Raw genomic sequence first — 12,438 nt, 5'->3', positions numbered from 1 at the left:
TATTAACACTCTTTTTACTACATCAATCTAACATTACGCTTAACATTTTAACCCTCGGTGGTTTAGCTGTTGCGGTTGGACGTCTCGTCGATGATAGTATCGTTGTCATCGAGAATATTTTCCGCCGTTTACAAAAAGATTCTTTCTCTAAAGATATCATTCTCGATGCAACGAAAGAAGTCGCAGTCGCAATTACTTCTTCTACTTTAACAACGGTCGCTGTTTTTTTACCTATCGGCCTCGTATCAGGAGCAATCGGAAAATTAATGTTACCTATGGTATTAGCAGTTGTATATTCTATATTATCATCCTTAATCGTTGCACTAACAGTTGTTCCACTTATGGCTTTTTTACTACTCAAAAAAACAAAGCATCGAAAGCCAAGTTCTTCATCACGATATGTCGCTACATTAAAGTGGGCTCTTTCTCATAAATTCATTATTCTACTTACTGCATTTTTATTATTTGTAGGATCAATTGCAGCTTATATATTACTACCGAAAGCAAACATAAAATCTGAAGACGACACAATGTTATCTATTAACATGACATTTCCAGCCGATTATAATGCTGAATCTCAAAAACAAAAAGCATTTGATTTTGAAAAGAAATTACTTTCTAATTCAGATATAACAGACGTTATTTTACGAATGGGATCTAGCGCAGAAGATGCACAATGGGGGCAAACAACTAAAAATAACCTCGCTAGTATATTCGTAGTCTTTAAAAAAGGTTCTGATATTGATCAATATATTAAAGAGTTAAAAAAGGAACATAAAACTTTTGAGCCTGCTGAACTTGATTATATAAAAACAAGTTATTCAAGCTCTGGCGGCGGTAATAACTTACAATTTAACGTAACAGCTACTAACGAAGCGGATTTAAAAGAGGCGGCTACTATCGTTGAAACAAAACTAAAAAGCATGAATGATCTTTCTAAAGTAAAAACAAATTTAGAAGACTCTAAGAAAGAATGGCAAATTCATATTGATCAAACAAAGGCTGAACAACTAGGTTTAACACCAGAAATAGCTGCGCAACAAGTAGCATTCCTTATGAAGAAATCACCTATTGGCGAAATTACAATTAATAATGAAAAAGCTACTATTATGATAGAACACAAAAAAGAAAACATTAATAAACAAGAAGATATTTTAAATACAAACATACTATCACCTATTAATGGACCAATACCTTTAAAAGACATCGCAACTATTTCAGAAAAACAAACACAAACAGAAATTTTCCATAAAGACGGAAAAGAAACAATCCAAATTACAGCCGAAGCTTCAAATGAAGATTTGAGTAAAGTAAACACAGCAGTAAATAAAGCGATGACTGACTTAGATTTACCTGGTGGTGCAAAAGTAAATATCGCAGGAGCTACTGAATCTATGCAAGAGAATTTTACAGATTTATTCAAAATTATGGGGATTGCAATCGGGATTGTATATTTAATTATGGTTATCACCTTCGGGCAAGCACGTGCTCCTTTTGCAATCCTATTCTCCTTACCATTAGCTGCTGTCGGTGGTATTTTAGGATTAATCATTTCACGAACACCTGTTGATGTAAATTCCTTGATCGGCGCATTAATGTTAATCGGGATTGTTGTTACAAACGCTATTGTATTAATAGAAAGAGTCCAACAAAATCGGGAACATGGAATGGAAACTAGAGAAGCCTTACTTGAAGCAGGTTCTACTAGACTACGCCCAATTATTATGACAGCTATTACAACAATCGTTGCTATGCTCCCACTCCTATTTGGCCAATCCCAAGCAGGAAGTATGGTATCAAAAAGTTTAGCCGTCGTTGTCATCGGCGGTTTGGCAGTCTCAACTGCTCTTACATTAGTAGTCGTTCCAGTTATGTATGAACTATTAGATAAAATCGGGAGAAAAAGACGCTCTCGTAGGAAAATAAGCACTTCTACAGAAACACCTGATATTTAAAAACAAAAGGCGTTATCTTCACAAATGAAGATAACGCCTTCTCTCTATTTAGTCATATAATCCATCATTTTTTCCACATATCGCTCTATAGGTTTACTAGAATCCACAATAAGGTATTCATTATTTGAAGGTCTTTTACTACCATTTAACCACTTTTTAAAACCTACTTCCGACTCCACCTTTTCAATTTGACTGATCATACGCTTACGTGTTTGCAGTCTCCTATTAATCTCTTCCATATCATTAAGATAACACTCAATATATTTATATTTCACACCATGTTTATTTGATAGTTCAACCCCTTTTTCAACCATTCCCTCATATAAACACGGACTATCCAATATAACACTATGCCCTTGTTCTAAATAAGAATCAATCAATACCCATTCGGCATCATACGCAAGCCCACCAACAATCGTTGATTCAATTCCTTTTACTTTTAATGATTTTAACAACGCGGATTTCAAAACATCATGATCTATAATTACAGCACCTGTTAATTTCGCTATATACTTAGAAACTGTCGATTTTCCTGACCCAGGAAAACCTGACATTTGCAGAAAAAACAAATTAAAACTCCTCTCTAAATTATATCTGTTCTTCTTTATAATTAATCAAAAATTCAACAATCATTACATCCATTCCTTCTATATTAAAATACAAAAGAACCCCCTACTTATAAATAGAGAGTTCTTCTTTATAATTTATGCCGCTTTTACCTTTTTCGTTGTTTTACTTTTTCTTTTCGTTCCTGTAAAGCGCTTGTGTAATATAGATGCTATCAAGCGTGAAATAACATTGAATAGTAATACCATAATAATTAATACAGCTGCAGATTTTGTCGCAATCAACTTCGCATCTGGAATAACTCCTTCAGAATTTAATTTCCAAATGTGAACCGCTAATGTTTCAGCTGGTCTAAACGGATTTAAAGGATGCGCAGGACTTGAGAAATCCGCTGCTGAATTTAAAATCGGGGATGTTAAACCCGCTGTGTAAATTAATGCTGCCGCTTCCCCAAATATACGACCCGCCGCTAAAATAATCCCTGTAATAATTTGTGGTAATGACGATGGGATAATAATACGAGCGATTGTTTGCCACTTCGTTGCACCTAATCCAAGACTTGCCTCTTTTACATTCTGAGGAACTTCTGAAATCGCATTTTCACAAACACGCGTTAAACCTGGTAAATTTAAAATAGTTAAAGCAAGAGCACCACCCATTACTGTGTATCCCCAACCTGTCATTGTAACGAACACTAACAAACCAAATAAACCAACAACAATAGAAGGTAAAGACGCCATCGTCTCTATACATAGACGAACAAAATTTAAAAAACGTCCTTGTTTTGCGTACTCTGCTAAATATATTCCAGCACCTAATCCAAGAGGAATAGATATAATAAGCGTTATAACAAGCATGTAGAATGAATTGAATAACTGCGGACCAATCCCACCACCAGCTCTTGTATTGCTTGGTTCTCCAAACAAGAAATTAGGATCCCAAAATCCCCATCCCTTTTGTAAAATCTCAAATACTAAGAACACTAGCAAAGCTACAACTAAAGCCGCAACCGCATAAAAGATACCTGTCCAAACTTTATTTACCGTTCTTGCATTCATTATTATCGCTCACCTCTTTGCCCAATCGCTCGAATTACTAAAATAAACAGGAATGAAATAACAAGTAAAATCATCGCTAAAGTCCATAGCGCATTGTTCCAAGCAGTTCCGTTCAATGTATTCGTCATGTCCATTGTTAAAATACCAGTTAACGTCGCTGTCGGACTATATATTCCTTCTGGTAATTTAATCGTATTCCCGATTACCATTTGAACCGCTAACGCTTCACCGAAAGCACGCGCTAAGCCTAAAACAACACCTGTTAAAATCCCTTTTTTCGCAGCAGGAACAATCACTCGGCTAATCGCTTGCCATTTCGTTGATCCTAGACCATAAGAAGCTTCTAAATAATCAAATGGAACAGAACGTATTGCATCAGAAGCGATACTAGCAATAGTAGGTAAAATCATAATACTTAATACAACAATACCTGCAATTAAACTAAAGCCTACTCCCCCAAACGAATCACGTAATAGCGGTACTAAAATCGTAACCCCTAATAATCCGTATACAACCGAAGGAATACCAACTAACAATTCTAGAACAGGCTTCAATACTTTATTTCCAAACTTTGGCGAAATTAAATTCATGAATATAGCAAGAGCTATAGCAATTGGTGCACTAATAATAACCGCACCTAACGAAACCACCGTTGAACCTACAATGAAAATTAAAGCCCCGAAGGATCCTTGATCAGCATTTGGATTCCATTTTGTCGATGTTAACATCTCAGTAAATGAGATACCACTTTGTGTAAAAGATTGAATACCTTTCCCACAAATAAACGCAATAATAGCTAATGTAATTAAAACTATAAAAATACCACAAAACGTAACAAGTGATCTTCCTATATATTCACTTTTCACGTAATTAATTTGTTTTTTCCCCTTCATCACAGGACAGACCCCACTTCACAGATTGAAATGAACAGGACTGGCCTTGCAGCCAGCCCCATAAAATTTTATTACTTATTTAATTTAGACATTGGAATGTAGCCCATATCTTCTACTTGCTTTTCAAAATCTTTACCTTTTACATAATCGATGTAAGCTTTCGTCGCTTCCTTCGCTTCACCTTTTGTTACCATATATTCGTAAGACCAGAATGGATATTTACCAGACGCGATGTTTTCAACTTTCGGTTCAGCACCATCAATTTTCACTGTTTGTAGTGCGCCTTTTTTCTCGCCCACCATGTAAGACATTGCTAAATAGCTCACCGAACCAGGAGTAGAGTTAATCGCTTGCTCTACTGCACCGTTAGAATCTTGTGTTGTACCAGTTCCATCATTAATTTTCGCGTCTTTCATAATCGTTTTTTCAAATGTAGCACGTGTACCAGATGAAGCTGGACGATTAATCACATTGATTTTTTCATCTTTTCCGCCAACTTCTTTCCAATTTGTTACTTTTCCAGTGAAGATATCTTGTACTTGTTGCATTGTTAAGTTATCAACTTTTACATCTTTATTTACGACAAGAGCGAATGCAATACCCGCTACCTTGTTATCTACTAATTCTTTCGCCTTTTCAGCATCTTTTATTTTATCTCCGGATGGAACATCTGAATTACCAATTTGTACTGCACCAGATGCTACTTGGTTAATCCCAGTTCCACTACCGCCACCTTGAACTTGAATAGAAACTTTTGAATTTTTCTCCATGAATTTCTTTCCAGCTTCCTCCGCAAGAGGTAGAAGAGCTGTAGAACCAGCCGCTGCAATCGTACCTGATAATTCTTGTTTTGTATTATCGCTTCCTTTAGCAGTGTCTTTACTAGTTGTATCTTCTGCTTTCCCACAACCAACTAATGCTCCTGCTACCACTAAAGCTGCTAAAGAAAATTTAATACCTTTTTTCATAACCATGTCTTGTACCCCCATTTGGATTATCACTTTTCGAATTCATTTTCTTTCGAACACAAATTCATTGTAGGACAACAATATTATGTGAGTGTTAAGCAATTTTTAATTTTAAGTAAATGACGATAATAATCTTTAAAAGCTAGAAATCCCAACATTTATAGTTAAATAACCCAACAAAAACCACACTAACTACGCTGCAATGTAAATATATTCTTAACAATGTAAATTCAATGTAAATGTTTTTCTCTCTTTTTCCCTTTTCGTTAAAGTTACATTTACAATTCCGCTGTATTTTGTAATTTTTACACACCTAATTTATGCACATTAAAAATAATTTCAGTAATATTTTTTAGTACAACTAAATAAATTGGAACAATTCTAAAAATAAATGAATATTTTTAAAGTACTAATTGACAACATAATCCAATGTAGTCTACTATATTACTAACAAAAAGTTTACCTTAGGAAACTTTTTAAACTCAAACTAAAAATATAGAGATGAGGTAACTTTTATGGTATCGGCTAATATAAAACCACTTTCCGAATTTAAAATAGGAGAGTTTGTACAAATTGAGAAGATACAATTAGAAGGAACTATGAAACGACGCTTATTAGATTTGGGATTTATCCCGGGGGCGACGATTAAAGTATTGCAACGCAGTCCACTTGGAGATCCGGTCGCTTATCAAGTGAGCAACACAACTATTGCACTGCGCAAAGAAGAAAGCTCCCTTATTTTCGGGGTATTAATAGGAGATGATTTCAGATGAGCAAACATCGTATCGCTTTAGCTGGTAACCCGAATACAGGGAAAAGTACATTATTTAATACTTTAACAGGCTTAAAACAACATACTGGAAACTGGACGGGAAAAACTGTTTTAAAAGCTGAAGGAGAATATGAACATAACGGAAGTAATTATACATTAATAGATTTACCGGGAACTTACTCACTATACTCAAATTCCGCAGACGAAGAAGTAGCGAGGGATTATATTATATTTGAAAAACCAGAAGTAACTGTAGTTGTTATAGACGCAACTGCTATGGAAAGAAATTTAAATTTAGCACTCCAGGTGATGGAGATGACAAATAATGTAGTCATTTGCATTAACTTAATTGATGAAGCCCAGAAAAAAGGCATCCTTATTGATGAAAAGAAATTAGCAAAATCACTTGGTGTGCCTGTCGTTAAAATTTCAGCACGTAACCGAGTAGGTATTGGTCATTTGCTAAATGTTATTGCAAAAGTAGCAAATAAAAAACTAATTCCAGCACCAATTAAAATTACTTACAGCGAAAAAATCGAAAATATGATTCAGGAATTAGAACCACAAATTTATAAAGTGTTCGGTGATACGTATCCAGCACGTTGGATTGCGTTACGTATATTAGATGGAGATAAAAATTTCTTAACTACACTTCAAAAACACCATAATGAACCACTTGTAAGGGAGGTCGTAATTAATGGAATCTCACTCAGCCAGTAAAGCTCTTCCATTAGACTATATTATTCAACATGCACAAACACTTTCAAAAGAAGATATACGAGATGATATAGTCGGAGATATTTACCGAACATCTGCAAGCATATGTAAAGAATCCGTCCAATATACAAATACTGATAAATTATATCGTTCCGAAAAACTAGATAAAATTTTCACATCTCCAATCTGGGGATTCCCAATTATGCTCGGTATTTTATCTATTATTTTTTATCTTACAATTGCAGGCGCTAACGTACCATCTGATATGATTGCCGAATTCTTCGGATGGGCCGAAGGATATTTAACATCTTGGTTCCAAGCTGCGCATGCACCTGAATGGTTACATGGCATTTTAATACTTGGTTTGTTCCGTGGTATCGGTGCTGTTATTAGCGTTATGTTACCACCTATGGCAATCTTTTTCCCTATGTTCGCGCTATTAGAAAACTACGGATACTTACCACGTGTCGCGTTTAATATGGACCGCTTATTCAAACGATCCGGCGCACACGGGAAACAATCTTTAACAATGGCAATGGGATTTGGTTGTAATGCAGCAGCCATTATGTCAACACGTATCATTGAATCACCACGTGAACGTATGCTAGCAATTTTAACGAATAACTTCGTTCCTTGTAACGGTCGCTGGCCTATGTTAATTTTAATGGCTTCACTATTTATGGCTGCTGGTTATACAGGCAGTATGCAAACATTGATTACTGCTGGCGTTGTAGTTGGAATGGTTGTAATTGGTGTTATTATGACATTAACTGTTTCTTGGGTACTATCAAAAACAGCCTTAAAAGGGGTTCCAACTCACTACACACTTGAGTTACCTCCGTACCGCAAGCCAAAAGTTTGGAATACAATTGTTCGCGCAACACTCGATAAATCAATCTACGTTTTAAAACGAGCTATAGTTGTTGCTGCCCCTGCAGCTGCATTAACTTGGTTACTTGCTAACATTTTTATCGGTGACACAAGCTTACTTATGTATTTTGTAAATTTCCTAGATCCATTTGCTAAAATGTTAGGACTTGACGGGTTTATTCTAGCTGCATTCATTCTTGGACTACCTGCTAATGAAATTGTAATCCCAATTTTATTAATGTCTTACTTATCAACTGGGGCTTTAACTGAAATAGATGATTTTAATCAAATTAAAAATCTATTCCTAGAAAATGGTTGGACTTGGTTAACAGCGTTAAACACAATGTTGTTCTCACTTCTTCATTTCCCGTGCGGAACAACACTAGTTAACATATACAAAGAAACAAAAAGTGCAAAATGGACATTCTTATCGTTTGCAATCCCTACCGTTATTGCCATTGTTGTTACATTCCTCTCTACACAATTGGTACATTGGTTAGGGCTTGTATAAAACAAAGCATACATAGAAGGCATCCCCCTTCACATATGCTTTGCCCGAAAGAAACCTGAAAATCATTCAGGTTTCTTTTTTTGTACATCAGTATTCCACGGCTGTGCTCCATACGTTGTGAGTTTTTTATGAATGAAATATATAGCTCCGGGAAGCACCGCCATTAATATTGTGCAACTAATTCCTAATCCAGTAAACAACTTTCATCACCTTATTTCACTCTTTTCGGTAAAGCTGAACCTGAATGTTCAATTGTTGGATGAACATGAACAGTAATTTCAGCATTACTAAAGTAATTTTCGCCTTGATCCCAATTCTTACTTATTTTTGTCCATTCTTTATAATTATGTCGCTTATACACTTCCCCTAACTCTAATACATCTACCTTATATTTTTTTTGAACAAGCTTAATCGATTTTTGAATACGCTCCTCCATTTCTTCCGATATATCCTTCTCTAAACGCTTTTCATTCAAAACCTTTTTATGATCACTAAAGTGCAACTCAGCTATTGTACCTTCCAGAAATAAATGAATATTAAATTTCGGTTTTGTAGCATTCGTTGTGGATACTTTAATTTTTCGACGTAACTTATGAATTTCATATGTAATAAGTTGATTCTTTTTACGGATGGTAAAAAAACCTCCAATTTTTTTACCTATTATATAATTCATCCCTACTGTTTCTTCCCCACTCAAATTGCCTACACACTTATTATCCTTTCCACGAAACAATGCTGCACCGTTCATTTGTACTCCTTGTTTTGTTAGTTCCAGAATAGGTAATACAAAACTTCGGTTAGAGATCATCTTTTCCTGCACCTCACCAATTCTTGCAGCCTCAATCATTTGGGCATTTTTCGGAGGGTGTTCAGCTAACATATCAATATACTGCGCCGGTAAATTTTCAGGCTTGGCACTTTGTTTTAAAATAGCTTCGGCATTTTTATTAGAAACGAACAAACGAATATTTCTTCTCATCTCATGATCGCGAATATATACATCTAACGTATTTTGTAAAATGTATGGATGTGAAAGTAATTCTTCAGAGAAAATAATCACCTGTATATGAGGGAAAAATAATGTACGACTAATTTTTTTGGCGATTATTCTTATTTGTTCAAATACACTATCTGCTTTTGCACTAACATTAATATAATTTTCGCTATCCCCACCCCCTTGTCCACCCTGTTGAGACAATTTACTGGGGAGTACCATCTGATAGGTCCCTTTCATAATTGGATTCGCTTTCTTCTCCTTCACAATATCGTAAGCCGCTCCTACTACAAATCCTCTTTCTTCTATCTCTTCTAACTCAGAACACCCACTCATAAATCCAGTTAAAGCCATAACCATTATAATTTTAAGAAGGTGTTTCATTTCCACCATTCCTTCTTTTTATTTTATATACAATCAAAACGAGCAAAGGAGCTAACAAAACAAACCCCATATCTATCCAAGCTAAATAAGTCCCATAACTTGATAAAGTATTCAAACTACTAGGTATCATATTCACCATAAAAATAATAGGGGCACTTACGAAAATAAAAATTTGTTTCTTCACTTTCGGAAACATAGCACAAAACAATAAAGATGCGACGTCATAATACATTGCTGTAGTGTTATAAATAGTAATAATCCAAGTCGTAAAAAAAATCGCATCAAACCTTTCTAAAAATCCTCCACCAATTTCAATTTCTTTCCCTAATTCAATTGTTGGATATGTCAATCCACGTGTTGTCATATAAGTAAAAACACTAATACAAGTTACATAAATTAAAATGTATGACAGCACGTTTACCATCACCGCTTTCGCGACTGCCATTGGCGCTTTTTTCGCTGTCTTATCATTCAGCAAAACCGCATAAAATAACGCTACTTCAAATCCAATAAACGTAAAAATAGAATTTTTAACTCCAACAGCATATTGACTTACTTTCGTTTGAAAAGCTGGTAGTAAATTATTTATTTCCATTAAATTTATATTCAATAAAGAAAGAAGTACTATCGCAATTAAAACAATAGGTAAGAATAAAACATTTAACCTTAATAAGGCTGCTCTTGATCCTGCTATTCCATAAATAACAACTAATAAGAAGAAGAAAGACAGTAGTTGTATTGGTGTATCACTAAATAAATACGTTTGAGAAATAACTGAAATCATTCGCGATTCATATGCTGTCAAAGCAGCAAACGTTAATACTAAAATACTACTAATTGTGTATGCAACAGGCTTCGTCAAATGCGCACTCGTATATTGAACAAAATTTTGTTTTGGAAATAAGATAGCCACTCTCGTCACAAACCAGCCTAAAACTGCGCAGATCAATCCACCCAAAAGCAAGATAATCCAACCGTCCGAAAATAAAGTTTGATTAGCGATATCTCTTGGCATAGACAATGCCCCTATACCAATAATGGTCGATGATACCGCAAACCCAATTTCACGAGATCCAATCTCTTCATCGCCATACTCAAATGGTTTCACTTATTTTCGCTCCTTTGGACGTATTGTAGAATCTTTTGTTTGTAAGTACTCTGGTCTATCTTTCAACATCGATTTTGGCATGCGAATAAATTCTTCTTTCCAATCTTTATAAAATGCAGGAGCAATTGGAGTTGTATACGGTATACCAACACTTGTTAAATTTGTAATATGAATAGCAAGTGCGATCAGAGCTAGAATGATCCCATACAACCCAAAAGCCGTTGCAGCTAATACAAAGACGAAAAGTAAAATTCGGAACGTAATCGTAATACTATATACAGGAAGCGAAAACGTAGCAATCGCAGTAACTGCAATAATAATAACTAAAAACGGATTTACAATCCCTGCATTTACCGCAGCTTCTCCAATTACAAGACCTCCTACAATCCCTATCGTTTGTCCCATCGGTTTCGGCAATCGGATTCCAGCTTCTCGTATTAATTCCATAGTCAAGGCCATCATTAACGTTTCAATATATGCAGGAAACGGAACACCTTCCCTCGCACCTGCAATTGAATAAGCCAGTTTAGAAGGAATAAGTCCTTGATGATAAGATACAAGTGCTACATACATAGCTGGTAACAAAACCGCAATTATGCCTGAACCCATACGTAAAAATCTTAATAACGTTCCAATCACCCAGCGCTCGTAATGATCTTCTACAGATTGAAAAATATCAACAAACACAAGTGGTGCAATAAGAGCAAACGGGGATCCGTCTACTAAAATGGCCGCCTTCCCTTTCGCTAATGAGGCTATAATATTATCAGGCCTCTCTGTATTCAAAAACTGTGGAAATGGGGATAAATTATTATCCTGAATTAATTGTTCAATCGTACCTGTTTCCAAAACGACATCTGTCACTATTGATTGAAGACGGCGATCTAACTCTTTTACAATGTGAGGATTAATAATATCCTCTATATATACTAGGGTTACTTCTTTCTGCGATCGCTTCCCCATAATATAAGATTGGAACCTCAACTTTGGATCGCGTAAACTGCGTCGGATTAACATTTTATTCACATTAATATCTTCATTTAATCCAACTCTCGGTCCGCGTATTAAATCTTCTGTCACTGGTGGTTCTAAACTTCGCTTCTCCCAGGCCCTACTATTAATAACGATAGCGGTTTGAATATTATCAATTAATATAACTGTATCTCCCGCTAATATCGCATTCATAATATCTGGAAACTTCGTCTTTACACCCACTTCTGCGATAGAAATAAAACGATCCAATAACGTTTGAACAACAGCTTCCTCATTTATAATTTCTTCGTATTGCAGTGTGCGAATGACATATTTATAAACATTATCCTTATCTGTCAATCCACATAAAAACACAACCGCACAACGTGTAAAACTCCCAGCAAGAGCAACTTCTCTAATTGTTAAATCATTAGGTGAACCTAACTCATCCCTAATTTCTTTCATAACTTCAAATAAGTTACCTTCAAGCTCTAACAATTTCCCCACCTAGCTTCCTTTTCAACAAGTTTTTAGTTAGATTCCGCTAATAGAAGGAAATATATACAAAAAAAGAGCTATCTCTTTTCAAAGATAGCTCTAATAAAGTAAAACTTTAATCAACCCTCACCAATCGGGCTTTTACGGACAGTTTAATCCCCACCTAACTTC

Annotated in this window: 11 protein-coding genes (1 of these 11 running past the window's edge); 4 read left to right on the top strand and 7 right to left on the bottom strand. The window is 35.3% G+C overall.

What is annotated here, in order from left to right:
* On the top strand, window positions 1-1,955 hold the 3' portion of the coding sequence (locus DN399_RS03675; protein WP_016121916.1) for an efflux RND transporter permease subunit. Its footprint begins 1,090 nt before the window's first position; only the last 1,955 of its 3,045 coding nucleotides appear in the window; its start codon lies off the left edge, out of view; it ends in the stop codon at window positions 1,953-1,955.
* Window positions 1,956-1,999: 44 nt separating this feature from the next.
* On the opposite strand, the gene DN399_RS03670 is transcribed toward DN399_RS03675, so the two are convergent.
* From DN399_RS03670 to DN399_RS03655, 4 genes are all read right to left on the bottom strand, one after another.
* A complete protein-coding gene (locus tag DN399_RS03670) occupies window positions 2,000-2,524 on the bottom strand; it encodes a P-loop nucleotide/nucleoside kinase family protein (protein ID WP_016121915.1) in 525 nt (174 codons plus the stop codon).
* Window positions 2,525-2,659: 135 nt separating this feature from the next.
* Window positions 2,660-3,580, bottom strand: coding sequence for a phosphate ABC transporter permease PstA (gene pstA, locus DN399_RS03665; protein WP_000994141.1), 921 nt, complete (start codon window positions 3,578-3,580; stop codon window positions 2,660-2,662).
* A 2-nt stretch (window positions 3,581-3,582) separates the two neighbouring features.
* On the bottom strand, window positions 3,583-4,473 hold the full coding sequence (gene pstC, locus DN399_RS03660) for a phosphate ABC transporter permease subunit PstC (protein WP_000676676.1): 891 nt from the start codon (window positions 4,471-4,473) through the stop codon (window positions 3,583-3,585).
* Window positions 4,474-4,544: 71 nt separating this feature from the next.
* Window positions 4,545-5,447 carry a phosphate ABC transporter substrate-binding protein PstS family protein gene (locus DN399_RS03655; protein WP_000245108.1) on the bottom strand — a complete coding sequence of 301 codons (903 nt, stop codon included), beginning with the start codon at window positions 5,445-5,447 and terminating at the stop codon, window positions 4,545-4,547.
* A gap of 509 nt (window positions 5,448-5,956) precedes the next feature.
* Between DN399_RS03655 and DN399_RS03650 the strand changes: the two genes are divergently transcribed.
* From DN399_RS03650 to DN399_RS03640, 3 genes are read left to right on the top strand one after another with little or no spacing between them, the layout of a single operon-like run.
* Window positions 5,957-6,214 carry a FeoA family protein gene (locus tag DN399_RS03650; RefSeq protein WP_000252982.1) on the top strand — a complete coding sequence of 86 codons (258 nt, stop codon included), beginning with the start codon at window positions 5,957-5,959 and terminating at the stop codon, window positions 6,212-6,214.
* On the top strand, window positions 6,211-6,933 hold the full coding sequence (locus DN399_RS03645) for a FeoB small GTPase domain-containing protein (protein WP_000033871.1): 723 nt from the start codon (window positions 6,211-6,213) through the stop codon (window positions 6,931-6,933). Before DN399_RS03650 ends, DN399_RS03645 begins: the two co-directional genes overlap by 4 nt.
* Entirely contained in the window at window positions 6,911-8,311 is a 1,401-nt protein-coding gene (locus tag DN399_RS03640; RefSeq protein ID WP_049107273.1) for a nucleoside recognition domain-containing protein, read from the top strand. The genes DN399_RS03645 and DN399_RS03640 overlap by 23 nt, the downstream gene beginning before the upstream one ends.
* Before the next feature lie 211 nt (window positions 8,312-8,522).
* Here the strand turns inward: DN399_RS03640 and gerLC are convergent, their stop codons facing one another.
* From gerLC to gerLA, 3 genes are read right to left on the bottom strand one after another with little or no spacing between them, the layout of a single operon-like run.
* On the bottom strand, window positions 8,523-9,689 hold the full coding sequence (gerLC, locus tag DN399_RS03635) for a spore germination protein GerLC (RefSeq protein ID WP_049107274.1): 1,167 nt from the start codon (window positions 9,687-9,689) through the stop codon (window positions 8,523-8,525).
* On the bottom strand, window positions 9,673-10,797 hold the full coding sequence (gene gerLB / locus DN399_RS03630) for a spore germination protein GerLB (protein ID WP_000802009.1): 1,125 nt from the start codon (window positions 10,795-10,797) through the stop codon (window positions 9,673-9,675). The genes gerLC and gerLB overlap by 17 nt, the downstream gene beginning before the upstream one ends.
* Window positions 10,798-12,276, bottom strand: coding sequence for a spore germination protein GerLA (gerLA, locus tag DN399_RS03625; RefSeq protein WP_002023287.1), 1,479 nt, complete (start codon window positions 12,274-12,276; stop codon window positions 10,798-10,800).
* Between the last annotated feature and the right edge of the window lie 162 nt (window positions 12,277-12,438).

The organism is Bacillus sp. AR4-2, from assembly GCF_008274865.1.
Taxonomy (GTDB): domain Bacteria; phylum Bacillota; class Bacilli; order Bacillales; family Bacillaceae_G; genus Bacillus_A; species Bacillus_A cereus.
Note: the sequence above shows the minus strand (reverse complement) of the source record. Positions and strands in the feature narration are given on the sequence as shown.